Origin of the sequence: Frigoribacterium sp. VKM Ac-2859, from assembly GCF_013204925.1 — a bacterium.
In the GTDB taxonomy this organism is placed as follows: Bacteria; Actinomycetota; Actinomycetes; order Actinomycetales; family Microbacteriaceae; genus Frigoribacterium.
The window spans coordinates 240,960-257,704 of the sequence record NZ_JABMLC010000001.1 but is presented as its reverse complement, the minus strand read 5'-3'; the positions used below and the strand labels follow the sequence as shown (position 1 = coordinate 257,704).

Annotated in this window: 17 protein-coding genes and 1 tRNA gene; 13 read left to right on the top strand and 5 right to left on the bottom strand. The window is 71.9% G+C overall.

Translation table 11 applies throughout. The features are described from left to right. Positions 1 to 115 precede the first annotated feature (115 nt). From HQQ78_RS01240 to HQQ78_RS01230, 3 genes are all read right to left on the bottom strand, one after another. Entirely contained in the window at positions 116 to 403 is a 288-nt protein-coding gene (locus HQQ78_RS01240) for a BatC protein (RefSeq protein WP_173150838.1), read from the bottom strand. A 97-nt stretch (positions 404 to 500) separates the two neighbouring features. Next, positions 501 to 1,478, bottom strand: a complete 978-nt coding sequence (locus tag HQQ78_RS01235; RefSeq protein WP_056045111.1) for an aldo/keto reductase — start codon at positions 1,476 to 1,478, stop codon at positions 501 to 503. Between the two features lie 55 nt (positions 1,479 to 1,533). Continuing rightward, on the bottom strand, positions 1,534 to 2,463 hold the full coding sequence (locus tag HQQ78_RS01230; RefSeq protein WP_173150837.1) for an alpha/beta hydrolase fold domain-containing protein: 930 nt from the start codon (positions 2,461 to 2,463) through the stop codon (positions 1,534 to 1,536). A gap of 177 nt (positions 2,464 to 2,640) precedes the next feature. Here HQQ78_RS01230 and HQQ78_RS01225 point away from each other — a divergent pair, with 177 nt between their 5' ends. Continuing rightward, entirely contained in the window at positions 2,641 to 3,591 is a 951-nt protein-coding gene (locus HQQ78_RS01225; RefSeq protein WP_043594964.1) for a ferritin-like domain-containing protein, read from the top strand. Positions 3,592 to 3,721: 130 nt separating this feature from the next. On the opposite strand, the gene HQQ78_RS01220 is transcribed toward HQQ78_RS01225, so the two are convergent. Beyond that, positions 3,722 to 3,806, bottom strand: a tRNA-Leu gene (locus tag HQQ78_RS01220). Positions 3,807 to 3,915: 109 nt separating this feature from the next. Between HQQ78_RS01220 and HQQ78_RS01215 the strand changes: the two genes are divergently transcribed. The 5 genes from HQQ78_RS01215 to HQQ78_RS01195 all read left to right on the top strand — a co-directional run bounded on the left by HQQ78_RS01215 (position 3,916) and on the right by HQQ78_RS01195 (position 9,540). Beyond that, the gene (locus tag HQQ78_RS01215) at positions 3,916 to 5,244 is read left to right on the top strand and encodes a M20/M25/M40 family metallo-hydrolase (protein ID WP_173150836.1); all 1,329 of its coding nucleotides are present in this window, start codon (positions 3,916 to 3,918) and stop codon (positions 5,242 to 5,244) included. Positions 5,245 to 5,272: 28 nt separating this feature from the next. Further along, positions 5,273 to 6,115, top strand: coding sequence for an undecaprenyl-diphosphate phosphatase (locus HQQ78_RS01210; protein WP_173150835.1), 843 nt, complete (start codon positions 5,273 to 5,275; stop codon positions 6,113 to 6,115). Further along, positions 6,112 to 7,374 carry a cysteine--1-D-myo-inosityl 2-amino-2-deoxy-alpha-D-glucopyranoside ligase gene (gene mshC / locus HQQ78_RS01205; RefSeq protein ID WP_173150834.1) on the top strand — a complete coding sequence of 421 codons (1,263 nt, stop codon included), beginning with the start codon at positions 6,112 to 6,114 and terminating at the stop codon, positions 7,372 to 7,374. Before HQQ78_RS01210 ends, mshC begins: the two co-directional genes overlap by 4 nt. 127 nt (positions 7,375 to 7,501) lie before the next feature. Then, positions 7,502 to 8,848: a sensor histidine kinase gene (locus tag HQQ78_RS01200; protein ID WP_173150833.1), complete on the top strand. Its 1,347-nt coding sequence runs from the start codon at positions 7,502 to 7,504 to the stop codon at positions 8,846 to 8,848. After that, positions 8,845 to 9,540, top strand: a complete 696-nt coding sequence (locus HQQ78_RS01195; RefSeq protein WP_173150832.1) for a response regulator transcription factor — start codon at positions 8,845 to 8,847, stop codon at positions 9,538 to 9,540. Before HQQ78_RS01200 ends, HQQ78_RS01195 begins: the two co-directional genes overlap by 4 nt. 58 nt (positions 9,541 to 9,598) lie before the next feature. On the opposite strand, the gene HQQ78_RS01190 is transcribed toward HQQ78_RS01195, so the two are convergent. Beyond that, on the bottom strand, positions 9,599 to 10,510 hold the full coding sequence (locus tag HQQ78_RS01190; protein WP_173150831.1) for a proteasome assembly chaperone family protein: 912 nt from the start codon (positions 10,508 to 10,510) through the stop codon (positions 9,599 to 9,601). Between the two features lie 121 nt (positions 10,511 to 10,631). On the opposite strand from HQQ78_RS01190, the gene HQQ78_RS01185 reads away from it, so the two are divergent. The 7 genes from HQQ78_RS01185 (at position 10,632) to tatC (ending at position 16,741) form a co-directional block, all read left to right on the top strand. Further along, positions 10,632 to 11,324, top strand: a complete 693-nt coding sequence (locus HQQ78_RS01185) for an HAD family hydrolase (RefSeq protein ID WP_371740303.1) — start codon at positions 10,632 to 10,634, stop codon at positions 11,322 to 11,324. Positions 11,325 to 11,391: 67 nt separating this feature from the next. Beyond that, a complete protein-coding gene (locus tag HQQ78_RS01180; RefSeq protein ID WP_173150830.1) occupies positions 11,392 to 12,441 on the top strand; it encodes a tRNA (adenine-N1)-methyltransferase in 1,050 nt (349 codons plus the stop codon). Positions 12,442 to 12,547: 106 nt separating this feature from the next. Further along, positions 12,548 to 13,477: a hypothetical protein gene (locus HQQ78_RS01175; RefSeq protein ID WP_056045089.1), complete on the top strand. Its 930-nt coding sequence runs from the start codon at positions 12,548 to 12,550 to the stop codon at positions 13,475 to 13,477. A gap of 24 nt (positions 13,478 to 13,501) precedes the next feature. Then, entirely contained in the window at positions 13,502 to 14,524 is a 1,023-nt protein-coding gene (locus HQQ78_RS01170; RefSeq protein WP_173150829.1) for a WYL domain-containing protein, read from the top strand. After that, complete coding sequence (locus HQQ78_RS01165; protein ID WP_371740302.1) at positions 14,517 to 15,509, top strand: helix-turn-helix transcriptional regulator; 993 nt, start codon at positions 14,517 to 14,519, stop codon at positions 15,507 to 15,509. The genes HQQ78_RS01170 and HQQ78_RS01165 overlap by 8 nt, the downstream gene beginning before the upstream one ends. Before the next feature lie 104 nt (positions 15,510 to 15,613). After that, entirely contained in the window at positions 15,614 to 15,907 is a 294-nt protein-coding gene (gene tatA / locus HQQ78_RS01160) for a twin-arginine translocase TatA/TatE family subunit (RefSeq protein WP_159826684.1), read from the top strand. Between the two features lie 78 nt (positions 15,908 to 15,985). Continuing rightward, complete coding sequence (tatC, locus tag HQQ78_RS01155; RefSeq protein WP_056047397.1) at positions 15,986 to 16,741, top strand: twin-arginine translocase subunit TatC; 756 nt, start codon at positions 15,986 to 15,988, stop codon at positions 16,739 to 16,741. Positions 16,742 to 16,745: the final 4 nt, after the last annotated feature.

The following is a 16,745-nucleotide window of genomic DNA, read 5'->3' as shown; positions in this document are numbered from 1 at the left end:
TGTTCCTCCCTCAGACGACCGTACCCCCGGGGCAGCCTGCCGGAACGCCACACGCCGAACGGCCCGGCACCCCTCGGGGGCCGGGCCGGGCACGGCCACGCGTCGGCCGGTGGGGTCAGCGACCGCCGTCGATGTCGCTCTGCGTGAACGACCCGTCCGGTTCGCCGTCGTGGGGACCGCCGTCGGCGGCCGGCTCGTCCGGGACCTGCGCGTCGACGTACGACCCGTCGCCCTCGCTCGTGCCGGCCTCTTCGGTGTAGGTGCCGTCGGCCTCGCCGTCGTGCGGCCCGCGCGTGCGGGCGCCGCCGTCGAGGTCGTCGTCGACGTACGAGCCGTCCTCGCCCGAGGTGGGTCCGCCGGTGCTCGGCCGGTCGTGCTCGTGGTGGTTGGCGTCGCTGCCCATGGGTGCTGCCCTTCGTCGAGGTCGGTCGGCGTCGTCGCCGCCCGTGCGGCTCACCCTAGACCGACGTGGTGCCGGTCGACCGGGCGGGACCGTGTCGTCAGAACCCCTCGTTCTCGCGGGTCACGTAGGGCGACTCCAGCGCGTCGAGCTCGTCGTCGGTGAGCCACAGGTCGACCGAGGCCACGGCGTCGTCGAGGTGCTGCATCTTCGTGGCGCCGACGATGGGGGACGTGACCGCGTCCTGCTGCCGCACCCAGGCCAACGCGACCTGCGCGCGAGGGACGCCCCGCGCCTCCGCGACGTCGGCGACGGCCTGCGCCACGAGGCGGTCACCGTCCTCGCGCTGCTTGTAGAGCGTCTGACCGAAGCGGTCGGTCTCGGTCCGGGCCGTGGTGGCGTCCCAGTCCCGGGTCAGCTTCCCGCGGGCCAGGGGCGACCAGGGCAGCACGCCGACGCCCTGGTCCAGGCAATAGGGGTGCATCTCACGTTCTTCCTCGCGTTGGATCAGGCTGTACTGGTCCTGCATCGAGACGAAACGCGTCCAGCCCCCGAGGTCGGCCGCGTGCTGCATCGAGGCGAACTGCCAGGCCCACATGCTCGAGGCGCCGATGTAGCGGGCCTTGCCGGCCTTGACGACGTCGTGGAGCGCCTCCATCGTCTCCTCCACGGGCACCTCGGGGTCGAAGCGGTGGATCTGGTACAGGTCGACGTAGTCGGTGCCGAGCCGGCGCAGGCTGTCGTCGATCGCGCTCATGACGTGCCCCCGGCTGAGCCCGGCCCCGTTCGGACCGGGACGCATCCGGCCGTGCACCTTGGTCGCCAGGACGACCTCCTCGCGGGTCGCGAAGTCCCGCAGTGCCCGTCCGACGATCTCCTCGCTGGTGCCGTCCGAGTAGACGTCGGCGGTGTCGAAGGTCGTGATGCCGAGCTCGAGCGCCCGCGAGATGAACGGGCGGCTCTCGTCCTCGGGCAGGCTCCACTCGTGCGTCCCGCGGTCGGGCACGCCGTAGCTCATGCACCCCAGGGTCACCGCCGAGACGGTCAGGCCGCTCGTGCCCAGTCGTGCGTACTCCATGTGTGGCACCTCTCGTCGTCGAGGCGGGGCACCGACGCCCGCGCCGACTGAGACCCTACGCGCGGGGCGGCGCGATCCGGCCCGCGATCGACGGGTCCCCGCGGATCACCGAGGCGGCGTGTCGGAGCGCCCGCCGCGCCTCCGGGGTCCAGGGAGCGCCGACGAAGTCGTGGAAGGCACCGCGGTACAGCCGCAGCTCGACGCGTCCACCCGCCGCGGTCACGCCCGCGGCCAGCCGCTTCACGTCGGGCGTCAGCAGATCGCGATCGCCGGCGTAGGCGAACACGGGCGGGAGACCCGAGAGGTCGCCGCGCACCGGGCTGACGACGGGGTCGGCCGGATCACGGTCGCCGGCCCACCACCGACCCGCGGCGACGAGACCCTCGCGGGCGAGCATCGGGTCGAGCGGTGCGACCTCGTCGATCGCGGGGGAGTCGAGCAGGGCGTCCACCCACGGCGAGAAGAGCACGAGCGCGTCGGGTGCCGGTCGGCCGGCGTCGCGTCCCCGCATGGCCGCGACGAGGGCGAGCGCCCCGCCCGCCGAGTCGCCGGCCACGACGACGCGGGACGGGGAGGCGCGGCGCACGTCCGCGAGGACGGCGTCCAGCAGCGGCAGCGCGTCGTCCACGTCGTGGGCCGGGGCGAGACCGTAGAGGGGCACCGTGACGACGGCCCCGGAGGCGCGGACGAGACCCGCGAGCAGGTTCCAGTGCGTGGCCAGGACGGGGTGCACGTAGGCACCGCCGTGCAGGTAGACCACGTGGACGCCGCTCGGGGCTCGACGCGGACGGAGCGTGACGACGCGCTCACCACCGACCCGCGCCTTCTCGACGGTCGCGACGCGGTGCACCGCTCGCGTGACCGGCGCGGCGGAGCCCTGACGGGCGACCGAGCGGACGAGCGAGTCCTCGGACTCGGTCGAGCGGGGGCGGAGGCGGAGCCGGAGGCGCAGAAGAGCACGCGTGGCGGCCATCGAGAGCGACATGACCCGACCCTACGGGCGCCGGGGACGACCAGGGGAGGCGGGGGCTACCGGACGGGAGGCGAGGGGGCTAGCTTGTCCCCCGAACGGGTCACCCGACCCCGACGTCGCCGGTGCCGTCATCTGGGAGCGCGCACCGACGGCACACCTCGCTGCACGAACACACCCGAAGGAACGACGATGTTCGACACACGCTTCATCAGCAGTGCCATCTCCCGGAGCGCCGAGACCCCGATCGATCGACGACGGCTGCTCGCCGCCGCCGGGGTCACGGGCCTCGGCACGGGGCTCGCCGCGGTCGCCGCGACGCTGCCCGCCCAGTCCGCGGCCGCCGTGTCGCCCTCCGACGAGGTGATCAGTGATGCGACGATCCTCAACTTCGCACTCAACCTCGAGTACCTCGAGGCGGAGTTCTACCTCCGGGCCGTCACCGGCTCGGGGCTGCCCGCCGACCAGATCACGGGCATCGACCCCCAGGGCGGCGTCGTCGGCGGCGCACCCGTGCCGTTCAAGACCACGATCGTCAAGCGCATCGCGCAGGAGATCGCGGCGGACGAGAAGGCGCACGTCTCCTTCTTGCGGTCGGCACTCGGCGGCGCGAAGGTGTCGCGACCGGCGATCGACCTGCAGAGCAGCTTCACGGCGGCGGCCCTCGCGGCGGGGGTCATCACACCGGGCCAGACCTTCGACCCGTTCGCCTCGGAGGAGAACTTCCTGCTCGGGGCGTTCATCTTCGAGGACGTCGGCGTGACCGCCTACAAGGGCGCCGCGCCCCTGATCTACAACAAGACCTACCTCGGCGCGGCCGCCGGCATCCTCGCGGTCGAGGCGTACCACGCGGGCATCATCCGCACCACGCTGAACGCCAAGGGACTGCAGGTGCCCGCGACGAAGATCTCGGACGCCCGCGACTCCCTCGACGGGTCGACGGACGACGACCAGGGCCTGACCCTCGGTGGCGTCCAGAACCTCGTGCCGACCGACGCCAACGCCATCGTCTACGGACGGACCGCCGAGCGCGTGCTCAACGTCGTGTACCTGACGCCGAACCAGATCGACAAGGGCGGGTTCTTCCCGCAGGGCATCAACGGCTCGATCGTCGCCAGCGGCAACCCCGGCAGCGCGGTCTGACGACCGACGAAGGCCGGAGAACCAAGGAAGGCCCGCACACCGGGGTGTGCGGGCCTTCCGTCGCTTGCGAACAAGCATCTGTCTCAACACAGATCTGATGAAACCCACTCTCGAGAGAGAGTGTTTCGAGTGTCCGAGGGGGGACTTGAACCCCCACGCCCTATACGGGCACTAGCACCTCAAGCTAGCGCGTCTGCCATTTCCGCCACCCGGACTGGATGGTGCCGACCGAAGCCGACACGAAAGATTAGCACGGCTCGGAGGGCCCTCGTGACCACGGCCACGTCCGTCGGCGTGAGCGGCGCGGCAGGTAGCGTGGGGCGCATGACGACGACCCCCACGAGCACCGGCCCGACCGAGCCCGAGCTCGACGAGACGGCCCGCATCGCCCGCGACCTCATCCGGTTCGACACGTCGAACTACGGCGGTGGGCGGTCGAACGGCGAGGCGGATGCCGCCGAGTACGTCGAGGCGGCCCTCCGCGCCCTCGGTCTCGAGCCGCAGCTGTTCGAGTCCGAACCCGGCCGGGTCAGCGTGATCGCCCGGGTCGAGGGCGCCGAGCCGGCGAAGCCCGGACTGGTGGTGCACGGCCACCTCGACGTCGTGCCCGCCGACCCCGCGAACTGGTCGGTCGACCCGTTCGGCGGCGTCGTCCGCGACGGCATGCTCTGGGGGCGCGGCGCCGTCGACATGAAGAACATGGACGCCATGATGCTGACGGCCGTCGGCGACATCCTGCGGGCGGGCGAACGACCGGCCCGCGACCTCGTGCTGGGCTTCCTCGCCGACGAGGAGGCCGGGGGAGTCCTCGGCTCGCACTTCCTGGTGAAGGAACACCCCGGGTTGTTCGACGGCGCCACCGAGGCGATCAGCGAGGTCGGTGGCTACTCGACCTTCATCGACGGTCGACGCTCGTACCTGCTGCAGACGGGCGAGAAGGCCCTGATCTGGATCAAGCTCAGGGCTCGGGGCACCGCCGGCCACGGCTCGCAGATGATCGAGGCGAACGCCGTGACGCGCCTGGCCGAGGCGGTGGCCGTCCTCGGCCGCCAGCAGTGGCCGATCGTGCTGACGGACACGACGACCGCCCTGCTGGGCGAGGTGGCCCGCATCCTCGACGTCGACGTGCACGAGGTCGCACCCGACGAACTGGTCCTGCGCACCGGCACCGCCAAGGGCTTCATCCGCGGCTCGCTGCGCACGACGACCAACCCCACGATGCTGACGGCGGGCTACAAGCACAACGTCGTGCCCGACACGGCCGAGGCCCTGGTCGACATCCGGTGCATGCCGGGGCAGGAGGCGGCGGTGCTCGCCGAGGTCCAGGCCCTGATCGGCGACGACGTCGAGATCGAGACGATGCACACCGACATAGGGCTCGAGACGCCCTTCTCGGGGCCCCTGGTGGACGCCATCACCGCCACCCTCGACCGGCACGACCCGGGGGCACCCGTCCTGCCCTACCTGCTCTCGGGCGGCACCGACAACAAGGCCCTCAGCCTGCTCGGCATCGCCGGGTACGGCTTCGCCCCGCTCCGGCTCGACGAGGGCATGGACTTCCCGGCCATGTTCCACGGCGTCGACGAACGGGTCCCGCTCGACGCACTATCCTTTGGCAGTCGCGTCCTGCGGGACTTGTTGTCGACGTACTAGCAACCCCCGCACCAGAAGGGTCACCCGCGTGGAGCATCTCCTCCAGGCACTCCTGCTCGGCCTCGTCCAGGGCCTCACGGAGTTCCTCCCCGTCTCGTCGAGCGCCCACCTGCGGCTCGTCGGCCTGTTCTTCAGCGATCCCGGGGCGGTGGCCGAGTTCGACCCGGGCGCCACCTTCACGGCGATCACGCAGCTCGGCACCGAGCTCGCGGTCGTCATCTACTTCCGGCGCGACATCACCCGCATCGTCTCGCGCTGGTTCGCGGGCGTGACCGGCAAGATCCCCCGCACCGACCCCGACGTCCGCATGGGCTGGCTCGTCATCATCGGCACCGTCCCGATCGTGCTCGTGGGGTACGTCGCGCAGGAGTACATCCGCACGGTGTTCCGCTCGCTCTGGATCGTGGCGATCGTCCTGATCGTGTTCGGCGTCCTTCTCGGACTGGCCGATCGTCTCGGCAAGAAGACCGAGCGCTTCGAGGACATGCGCTACGGCCACGGCATCGCCGTCGGCGTCGCCCAGGTGCTGGCGCTCTTCCCCGGCGTCTCGCGGTCGGGTGCCACGACGACCACGGCACTCGCACTCGGCTACACGCGCCCCGCCGCCGCCCGGTTCTCGTTCCTGCTCGCCGTGCCCGCCGTCTTCGGCAGCGGTCTCTACGAACTCGTCCAGAGCTTCAGCGACCCCGGGCCCTACTCGCTGGGCGAGACCCTGGCCGCCACGGTCGTCGCGTTCGTCGTCGGCTTCGTCGTCATCGCGTTCTTCATGAACTACATCTCGCGCCGCAGCTTCGCCCCGTTCGTGGCCTATCGCATCGTGCTCGGCGTCGTCCTGCTCGTCCTGCTCGGCACGGGCGTGGTGGCCGCATGAGGTCCTGGGCAGAACCCGACGTCCCGCGCCTCCCGGGCCTGGGAGACCTCCCGGCGCTCCACGACACGTCGACCGGCACGGTGCACCCGACCGAGGTCGACGGGTCGCGGGCCGGTCTCTACGTGTGCGGCATCACGCCGTACGACGCCACCCACCTGGGTCACGCGTCGACCTACCTGGCCTTCGACACCCTTCTGCGCGTCTGGCGCGACGCCGGGGTCGAGGTGGTCTACGCGCAGAACACGACCGACGTCGACGACCCGCTGCTCGAGCGGGCGACGGCCACCGGCGTCGACTGGCGAGAGCTCGCGGACGGCCAGACCGACCTCTTCCGCAGCGACATGCAGCACCTGGCCGTGGTGCCGCCGACGCACTACGTCGCGGTGACCGAGGTGGTGACCGACGTCGCCGACGCCGTGGCGCGCCTCCTCGACCGGGGTCTCGCGTACCCCGTGCCCACCGATGCCTCGACCGCCGGCGACGACCTGTACTTCGACGTCCGGGCCGCCGAACGCGACACCGACTGGCACCTGGGGCTCGAGAGTCGCTACGACGCCGAGACGATGGCCCGGTTCTTCGCCGAGCGCGGCGGCGACCCCGATCGCGCCGGCAAGCGCGACCCCCTCGACCCGCTGCTCTGGCGCGCGGCCCGCGACGACGAGCCGTCGTGGCCCACCACCGTGGGCGCCGGCCGACCCGGTTGGCACATCGAGTGCACCGTCATCGCCCAGCAGCACCTCGACGTGCCCGTCACCGTCAACGGCGGCGGGAGCGACCTGGTGTTCCCGCACCACGAGATGAGCACGGCGCACGGCACGGCCCTCACCGGCCGCCCCTACGCCGTCCACCACACGCACACCGGGATGGTCGGCTACCAGGGCGAGAAGATGAGCAAGTCGCTCGGCAACCTCGTGAAGGTCAGCGAGCTCGTCGCCGCGGGCCGCGACCCCCGCGCCATCCGGCTCGCCCTCCTGGCGCACCACTACCGCTCCGACTGGGAGTGGTTCGACGCCGACCTCGTCGCCGCCGAACGTCGTCTCGAGCGCTGGCTCGCCTGGGCCGCCACGAGAGCAGGAGGCGCGGTGCCGGTCCCGGCCCCCACCCCGTTGGTCGTCGGCCTGCGCTCGTCGCTCGCGGACGACCTCGACACGCCCTCGGCCCTCGACGCCGTCGACGCCGTCGTGGCCCGGGGAACGGCCCCGTCCGAGGTCGACGTCGACGCCGTGCAGGCGCTGTTGGGCATCGACCTGCGCGCCTGAACGCCGCCGACGGCGCCGAGGCGATCGGTCCGCCCCGTCACCCGGACGAAACGGGTCGTCCATCCCCTCCATGCGCATGCATGAGTCTTCCTCAATCAGCACGCCCGTCTGCCCTACGATGGTCGGCGTGGAGACGTCGACGACCGCCCCGGCCCCGGCCGCGACGCCGGGCGACGCCCGCCGGCCGCTCACCCGACGCGACACCCGCGTCGACCTCTGGATCACCGCCCTCACCGCGGCGCTCGGCCTCGTCACGCTCTGGCTCAGCGCCGTCATCGTCGAGGACGCCGACGGGGCGGGTTCGCCCTCGACCCTCGAGAGCGTGCTGTGGCTCCTGGGCCTCTGCGCCCCGCTCGCCTTCCGACGTCAGCGTCCCGTGGCCGTCCTCGTCGTCGTGTCGGCCGTGTTCCTGGCCGCCCAGCTGAGGGGCTACCCCGACACCCTCACCCCGTCGATCGTCGAGTTCGTGGTCATCTTCACCGCGAACGCCTGGGCCGCCCGGCGCGCCCGTGCGCTCGTCGTCAGCGTCGTCGTGACCGCGGTCATGTTCGTCTGGCTCGGCGTGTGGCTGCACTCCGTCTACGTGTCCGACGCCGAGGCACCCGACCCCGTGACCCTCGCCACGATCGCCTACACGCTCGTGTCGAACGGCATCGTCCTCGTCACGGCCATCGCGTTCGGCCGGGCGGCCCGCGTGTCGGCCACCCGGCTCCACGCCCTCGAACGCACGGGGGTCGAGCTGCGCGCCGCCCACGAGCTCGTCGCCGATCGGGCCATCAACGAAGAACGCACCCGCCTCGCCCGCGAGCTGCACGACGTGGTCGCCCACCACGTGGCCGTCATCGGCATCCAGGCGGGCGCCGCCCGGCGGACGCTCGACCGGCCCGACATCGCACGAGGCGCCCTCTCGGCCGTCGAGGGCACGGCGCGGACGACCATCGACGAGCTCGACCGCCTGCTGTCCGTCCTGCGGTCGCGGGACGGCGAGGCCGGGTCCGGCCCCTCGGGCCTCGGCGCCCTGCCCGAACTGATGGCCGACACGCGAGCTCTGGGCCTCGAGGTCCGGTTCTCGGTGCACGGCGACGCCCGCGACGTCCCCGAGAGCATCGGGGTCACCCTGTACCGCATCACCCAGGAGGCCCTGACCAACACCCTCAAGCACGGCAACGCCTCCCTCGCGGAGGTGCACCTCCGCTACGGCGACCGGACGATCGAGGTCGAGGTCGTCGACGACGGTCGTCCCGGCCCCACGCCCTATCCCGGCGCGGGAATCCCGCAGGGATCGACGGCGACCGGCCCCGGACTGGGCCAGCGGGGCATGCGCGAGAGGGTCGACCTGCACGGGGGTGAGCTCCAGCTCGGCCCCCGCCCGCGCGGGGGCTACCGGGTGTGCGCGGTCCTGCCCGTGAACGCCTGCACCGACGCCCGCCCCCTCCACCACGTCACCGCCGCCGATCCCACCGAGAGACCATGACCGACACGACCGCCCCCGTCTCCGTCCTGCTCGTCGACGACCAGGACCTCGTCCGCACGGGTTTCCGCATCATCCTCGACACCGCACCCGACGTCCGCGTCGTCGGCGAGGCCTGCGACGGGCTCGAGGCCGTCGACCTCGTCCGGCGGCTCCGCCCCGACGTCGTCGTCATGGACATCGAGATGCCCGTCCTCGACGGGCTCGAGGCCACGCGTCGCATCCTCGCGCAGTCACCCGGGGGTGGGCCGGCGGTCCTCGTCCTGACGACGTTCGGCCGGGACGACTACGTCTTCCGGGCCCTGCAGGCGGGGGCGAGCGGCTTCCTGCTCAAGACGGCCACGCCCGAGGACCTGATCGAGGCGATCGCCGTCGTCCACCGCGGAGACGCCCTGCTCTCGCCCCAACTCACCCGGGCCGTGGTCGAACGCGCCGTGGGCGACCCCGGGACGACGCGTGTCGTCGTCCCCAGCCCCGCACTGGCGACCCTCACCGAACGCGAACGCGAGGTGCTCGACCGGTTGGCCTCGGGGGCCTCCAACGCCGAGATCGCCCGCCGGCTGTTCCTGGGCGAGGCCACGGTCAAGACGCACGTCTCCAACGTGCTCGGCAAGCTCGGCCTCCGCGACCGGACGGCGGCCGTGGTGTTCGCCTACGAGAACGGCGTCGCGGTCCCGGGCGGGCCCGCCACCTGACCGGGGCCGTCGTACCGGGCCCCACCCCGCCCCTCCTGACGGGTCGCCGGCGGACCGGTCAGGGGACCGGGGGGTACCGCGGGTCGTCCGGTCGTCCGTCCCCGCCCTTGCCGTCGCGACGACGGAGGTACCGTTCGAACTCCTGCGCGATGGCCTCGCCGCTCGCCTCGGGGCTGTCCACCGTGTCGCGGGCCTGCTCGAGCTGCTCGATGTAGCCCGCCATGTCCTCGTCGTCGGCGGCGAGGGCGTCGACGCCGGACTCCCAGGCCGTCGACTCGGCGGCGAGCTCGCCGCGGGGGATCGTCACGCCCGAGAGCTCGTCGAGCTTCTCGATGAGCGCGAGCGTCGCCTTGGGCGACGGGGCGTTGTGGACGTAGTGGGGGACGGAGGCCCAGATCGACAGGGTCGGCACGCCCGCGGCCTCGACGGCGTCGGCGAGGACCGACAAGATGCCCACCGGCCCCTCGTAGGTGCTGCGCTCGAGGGTGTACTCGTCGCGGACGGCCTCGTTCTCGCTGCTGACGAAGACCGAGATGGGCCGCGTGTGGGGGACGTCGGCGAGCATGGCTCCGAGGAACACCACGCCCGTGACGTCGTGCACGTCGATCAGGTCGACGATCTCGGCGGCGAAGCCGCGCCAGCTCCGCGACGGTTCGGCACCGAGCAGCACGAGCACCTCGGTGGTGGGCGACGACGGGTCGCGGGGGAGGACCGTCGCGGCGTCGGCGGCCGCGTGCAGCTGGATGCGCGGCCACACGAGGGTTCGCACCCCGTCGTCGTCGAGCCCCACCTGCGGGCGGTTGAACTGGTAGTCGATGTACCGTTCGCCGTCGAGTTCGGCCACCGGTTCGAGCGAGAGGGTCTCGACCAGGCTGCGCGCGACGCCGCTGGCGGCCTCGCCGGCGTCGTTCCAGCCCTCGAAGGCGACCACCAGCAGGCGTCCCGCAGCGAAATCCGACGTGTTCGTCAACCTGAGTCCTCACCGTGCCGGAAGGGCGTCCGGCGCTTGACCCTCCACGATAGACCGTGACCGCCACCAGGAGGCGCGGGACGGGAGGCCACGTCGACCAGGCCCGGTAGACTCGTCCGCCGTGACCGAAACCCTGCCTGCCGCCGTCCTGTGGGACATGGACGGAACCCTCGTCGACACCGAACCGTACTGGTTCCTCTGCCAGGTCGAACTGGTCGAGTCGTTCGGCGGCACCTGGAGCCGCGAGGACGGCGACGCCATGATCGGGAGCGGCCTGTGGCAGTCCGCCCGGGTCCTGCAGTCCCACGGGGTCGACCTGACCGAGGACGAGATCATCGACCGCCTGACCACCGCGGTCCTCGAGCGGGCCGCGGTCGAGATCCCGTGGCGCCCCGGGGCGAAGGAACTCCTCGCCGAGCTCCGGCGAGAAGGCGTCCCGACCGCCCTGGTCACCATGTCCATCCGCCGCATGGCCCAGTTCATGGTCGACGCCATCGAGTTCGAGGCCTTCGACGCGATCGTCGCCGGCGACGACGTCGAACACGCCAAGCCGCACCCCGAGGCCTACCTGCGGGGTGCCGCCCTGCTGGGAGTCGACCCCGCCGACTGCATCGCCATCGAGGACAGCACGCCCGGCCTGGCCTCGGCCGTCGCCGCCGGCACCGTCGCGATCGGCGTCGAGCACCACGCACTGCTCGCCGACGACGGCCCCTACATCCGCCGCGACACCCTCGTCGGCACCACGGTCGACGACCTCCGCGCGTTGCACCGGGCCGGCCGTGCCGTCCGCGACCAGGCGACCTCCGACTCCTGACCCCGGCGCGCACGCCGCGCCTCCTGCACCCCTCGGGGTGCGACCCGATCGAAAGCAGCACCCTCGCATGACCGCGTTCCGCCGCCAGTCCGGCCCCTTCGTCGAAGGCGACAAGGTCCAGCTCACGGGCCCCAAGGGCAAGATGAACACCATCGTGCTGACCCCGGGCGCCGTGTTCCACACGCACCGCGGCATGATCGCGCACGACGACGTCGTCGGGTTGCCCGACGGGTCCGTCGTCCCCAGCACGACGGGCGACGAGTACCTCGCCCTCCGTCCGCTGCTGAGCGACTTCGTGATGTCCATGCCCCGGGGCGCGGCCATCGTCTACCCGAAGGACGCCGCCCAGATCGTGGCGTTCGCCGACATCTTCCCCGGCGCGACGGTCGTCGAGGCGGGCGTGGGTTCGGGTGCGCTGTCGCTCTGGCTGCTGCGGGCCGTCGGCCCCGAGGGTCGCCTGGCGTCCTTCGAGCGCCGACAGGAGTTCGCCGACGTCGCCGAGGGCAACGTCGCGAGCTTCTTCGGTGCCGAGCCCGAGAACTGGACGGTCACGGTCGGCGACCTGGCCGACGAGTTGCCCGCGGCGATGCCCGACGGGACGGTCGACCGGGTCGTGCTCGACATGCTCGCGCCGTGGGAGAACGTCGACGTCACGGCCGACGCCCTCAAGCCGGGCGGTCTGGTGATCTGCTACGTCGCCACCGCGACACAGCTCTCGCGCACGGCCGAGGCCCTGCGCGCCTCCGGGGCCTTCACCGAGCCCGACGCGTCCGAGACGCTCGTCCGCGGCTGGCACGTCGAAGGCCTCGCCGTCCGCCCCGACCACCGCATGATCGGGCACACCGGCTTCCTCCTCACCGCCCGCCGGCTGGCACCGGGAGCGGTGCTCCCGCAGCTCAAACGACGCCCCTCGAAGTCCGACTACAGCGATGCCGACGTCGAGGCCTGGACGCCCGGCGCACTCGGCGAGCGGTCGGCCAGCGACAAGAAGCTGCGCAAGACGGCACGCCAGGCCCGGACGGCGGCCGAGGCCGCGATCGCGGCGACCGAGGCCGTCGACGGCACCACCGACGGAGCCGGCGCCGACGGCACGTCGACCGGTTCCGCCCCGGCCTGAGCATCGTCGAGGGCTCCGACCGCCCCCGCTAAGCTGTCCCCGCATCCGAACGACCCGACCGGTCGCCCCACACGACCCCCCGGTCGCCTCCACGAAATGAGTCCCCGTGCGCAAGATCCCCGCCCTCGTCGTGACGGTCGGCCTGCTCGCCTCGATGACGGCCTGCTCGAGCACGGCCGGCCCCGGCTCCGCCGGCTGCCCTCCCACGGGTGACGCCGCCTCGGTCGTCACCGCGACCGGCGACTTCGGCACGAAGCCCGACGTCGACGTGCCGACGCCGATCGTGACCAAGAAGACCGAGGTCTCGACGCTCATCGAGGGCGACGGTCAGCGACTCGTCGACGGCACCCCGGTCGTCATCGACTACACCCTGTTCGACGGCAGCACGGGCCAGGAACTCGAGGACAGCGGCTACGACGGCTCGACGAACGTCCCGTTGACGGTGGGCGGGCAGACGCTCGCCCCGCTCGTCGACGCGTTGGAGTGCTCCACGGTGGGGTCGCGCGTCGCGGTCGCCGTCAAGGCCAGCGACCTCTCGGCATCGATCAACGGCGCCGCGTCGACCCCGAACGACGATCCCGACGCCGCCTACGTCGCCGTCGTCGACGTCAAGCGGGCGTTCCTCGCGAAGGCCGACGGGGCCCTCCAGCTCGGCGCGGACGGCCTGCCCGCGGTGGTCACCGCCCCCGACGGTGCACCCGGCATCACGATCCCCGCGGGTGACGCCCCCACCGACGAGGTCGTGCACCTCGTCCGCAAGGGGCACGGTCCTACGTTGACCGCCGACGACTCCGCCGTCGTGCAGTTCACGGCCGTCACCTGGAGCCAGCCGTCCACGGTCGCGGGGTCGACCTGGACCAACGGCGGCTCGGCGACGCCGGTCGACCTCGGCGACGAGCAGATCCCCGACGACATCCGCTCGGCCCTGGTGGGCCAGCAGGTCGGCTCGCAGGTCATGGTCGTGCTCCCCGCGACGTCCGACAGCGGTGGCTCCGCCTACGTGTACGTGTTCGACGTGCTCGGGGCGATCCGATGACCCGGCCCTGCTGAGCCGGTCGCCGTGCCCACTGCCCGCACCCCCCGCGTCCCCGTCGAAGAGCGACTGTTCAGCCTCGTGTTGGCCCTGCTCGCGACGGACTCCGGGTTGAGCAAGACCGAGATCCTGTCGACCGTCCAGGGGTACCGCCAGAGGTACTCGCGCTCGGGTGACAACGCCGCGCTCGAGCGGCAGTTCGAGCGGGACAAGGACGACATCCGCGAACTGGGCGTCCCCCTCGAGACGATCGACGACCCGGCGGCGGCAGGCAACAACCAGGCCCTCCGCTATCGCATCCCGCGGGGCGCGTACGAGCTGCCCGAGGACATCTCGTTCTCGTCCGAGGAGACCGCCCTCCTCACCTTGGCGGCGATGGTGTGGCGCGAGGGGTCGCTCTCGCACGAGTCCCGACGGGCACTCCTCAAGTTGCGCTCGCTCGGCGGCGCGGCGAGCGTTCCCGAGCTCGAGTACGCCCCTCGGCTCCGTTCCCGCGACGCGGCATTCGAGCCGCTGCGGACGGCGCTCGACCGGGGCGTCGTCGTCCGGTTCGACTACCTGAAGCCCGGTGACGAGTCCGCCCGCCGGCGCGAGGTCGCCCCGGCAGCCTTGGTGCAGCACCAGGGCCGGTGGCTGGTGTCGGCGGTCGAGGTCGGAACGGGGGCGCTCAAGACCTTCCTCCTGTCCCGTGTCGTCGGCCCCGTCCAGCTGACCACCACCCCGTACACGAGACCCGACGACGCCACGGCCGAGCGCGCCCTGGCCGACCTCGAGCAGGTCTGGCGCGATCGCACCGCGACCGTCCGCGTCGAGCCCTTGTCCGACGCCGAGACCCGACTCGTCAAGCGCCGTGGCACGACCCGTCTCGATCCCGACACGCTCCTCGTCCACTGGACCGACGACAACCTGCTCGCCGACGAGCTGGCCTCCTTCGGTCCCGAGGTCACCGTCGTCGAACCCGACGGACTCCGTGCCCTGGTGCGCACCCGCCTCGAGGCCGTGCTCGCCGCCCACACCACCGGCCCGGTCGACGGGGGTGCCCGTGGCTGAGCCCCGCGGTGCCCTCCACGCGGCCGACAAGCTCGCCTTCCTGCTGTCGCTCGTCCCGTGGCTCATGGACCACGAGCGAGTCAGCGTGGCCGAGGCGGCCGCGCACTTCGGCGTGAGCGTGGGCGAGATCCGGCGTGCGGTCGAGCTGATCGCCGTCTCGGGCGTCCCTGGCGAGACGACGCAGTACCAGCACGGCGACCTCTTCGACATCGCGTGGGACGACTTCGAGCAGAACGACGTCATCGTGCTGACCAACCTCGTCGCCATCGACGACTCGCCACGGTTCTCCGCCCGCGAAGCGGCCGCCCTCATCGCGGGCCTGCAGTACCTCTCGTCGCTGCCCGAGAACGCGGACCGCGCGGCCATCGCCACACTGATGAGCAAGCTGTCGCGTGGGGCGTCCAGCGAACCGAGCCAGGTGGCCGTCGACCAGTCCGAGACGAACGAGGTCCTGGGGCTCGTCGGCCGGGCGGTCGAGGCGGGCGTCCAGCTCGAGTTCGACTATCGCGGCACCCGGGGGGTCGCGGAACGACGGCGGGTGGATCCGCTGCGTGTCGAGTCGGTCGACGCCGACTGGTACCTCAGGGCCTGGGACCACCTGCGCGAGGCGCCCCGGACGTTCCGACTCGACCGGATCGCCTCCCCGGCGCTCACCGAGACTCCGATCGCTCACCGGGCCGACGACGTCACCCTGCCCGAGACGCTGTTCGAGGGGTCTCCGGACGACCTGGTCGTGGTGCTCGACCTCGACGCCGCCGCGGCGCCGCTCCTCGCGGACTACGGTCCCGACGAACCCGAACCCCTCCCGCACGACCGCGTGCGCCTCAGGTTGCGCGTCAACCGACTCGGCACGCTCTGTCGCCTCGTGGCGGGACTCCCGGGTCACCCCGAGGTCGTCGGGCCCGAGTCGGCGCGCTCGGCCGTGGCCGACTGGGCGCGTCGGGCGATCGAGCGTTACGACGTCGACCCGTCCGTCACTCCCTGAACGTCCGGCTGCGGCACGCCCTGTGCATCGCCTGCGCCGTGCCTGCCGCAGACGAGGCCGCACGGTAGAGTGGATGTCACCCTGCCCCGCAAGGAGACCCCATCATGTTCGGAAACGCGCTCTCAGGCTGGCACCTGATCATCATCCTGGCGATCGTCCTGTTGCTCTTCGGTGCGCCGAAGCTCCCGGCCCTCGCGAAGAGCATCGCCCAGTCGATGCGCATCTTCAAGAACGAGGTCAACAGCGACAAGAAGGAGTCGGCCGTCGACGACGACCTCGACGACCGTCCCGTCCGTCGTCCGGACGACTCGTCCGCCCGGTACACCGACGGTCCGACCGCACGCCGCGTCGACGACTCGTACCCGTCGCCGAACCGCGACGTCCCGCCGAAGTCCTGACGCGTGGCCACGACGACGACTCGTGGCGACAGCACCCAGGGAAGGGGCACGGGCCGCAGCCGAGGCCGCGACGGCAAGATGTCCCTCGGGCAACACCTGCTCGAGTTGCGCAAGCGACTCTTCATCTCCGCCCTGGCCCTCATCCTGGCCGCTGTCGCCGGTTGGTTCCTCGCGCCCTTCGTCCTCGACGCCCTGAGGTCGCCGGTCGAGGCGATCGCGGCGGCACGCACGGGTGAGACCACCCTCAACTACTCGAACATCACGGGCGCCTTCGACCTGAAGCTCCAGATCGCGGTCACCGTCGGGGTCGTCATCTCCAGTCCCGTCTGGCTGTACCAGGTCTGGGCCTTCATCGTTCCCGCCCTCGTGCGCAAAGAGAAGCTCTACGCCGTCGGCTTCATCGGCACCGCCATCCCGCTCTTCCTGGGCGGCTGCCTGGCGGGATGGTACGTGCTGCCCCACATCGTCGAGGTCATGACCGGCTTCGTCGACACCCAGGACGCGACGATCATCGAGTCGAAGGTCTACTACGACTTCGTCCTCAAGCTGGTGCTCGCCGTGGGCATCGCCTTCGTCATGCCGGTGTTCCTGGTGCTGTTGAACTTCGTGGGCGTCGTCTCGGCCGCCGCCATCGTCAAGGGCTGGCGGGTGGCCATCCTCGTCATCGTCCTGTTCACCGCGATCGCGACCCCGTCGGCCGACATCTTCTCAATGTTCCTCCTGGCCATCCCCATGATCGTGCTGTTCTTCCTCGCCGCCGGCGTCGCCTGGCTGCACGACCGCCGGGTCGCGAAGCGGGCGGCCGCGCTCGACGCCGAACTCGCGGCGGGGTGACCCG